The sequence below is a fragment of the Burkholderia sp. USMB20 genome (assembly GCF_000949135.2).
In the GTDB taxonomy this organism is placed as follows: Bacteria; Pseudomonadota; Gammaproteobacteria; order Burkholderiales; family Burkholderiaceae; genus Burkholderia.
On sequence record NZ_JTAN02000022.1, the window covers coordinates 1 to 641 of the forward strand.

The 641-nt window shown below is 63.8% G+C and carries 1 pseudogene; it reads left to right on the plus strand.

From position 1 onward, the window contains the following. Positions 1 to 641: pseudogene (locus PL79_RS35890) on the plus strand (hypothetical protein); the annotation flags it as partial.

A 641-nucleotide genomic window follows, 5' to 3' on the forward strand; every position in this document is an offset into this window, starting at 1 on the left:
GACGTCGGATCGCTGTCGACCAGCGTGAATACCACCAACAGCAATGTGGCAAGCCTGTCGACGTCGGCCGCGGCCGGCATCAGCACGGCACAAAGCGGGGTGAGCTCGCTGTCGACAGGTCTGAACACGACCAACAGCACCCTCGGTGCACTGTCGACCCAGGAGTCGACCGACGTCGGATCGTTGTCGACCAGCGTGAATACCACCAACAGCAATGTGGCGAGTCTGTCGACCTCGGCTGCAGCCGGTATCAGCACGGCACAAAGCGGCGTGACCTCCCTGTCGACGAGCCTGACCACGACCAACAGTACCCTCGGGGCACTGTCGACGCAGGAGTCGACCGACGTCGGATCGCTGTCGACCAGCGTGAATACCACCAACAGCAACGTGGCGAGTCTGTCGACGTCGGCTGCCGCCGGTATCAGCACGGCACAAAGCGGCGTGACCTCCCTGTCGACGAGCCTGACCACGACCAACAGTACCCTCGGGGCACTGTCGACCCAGGAATCGACCGACGTCGGATCGCTGTCGACCAGCGTGAATACCACCAACAGCAACGTGGCAAGCCTGTCGACGTCGGCCGCGGCCGGCATCAGCACGGCACAAAGCGGCGTGACCTCCCTGTCGACGAGCCTGACCAC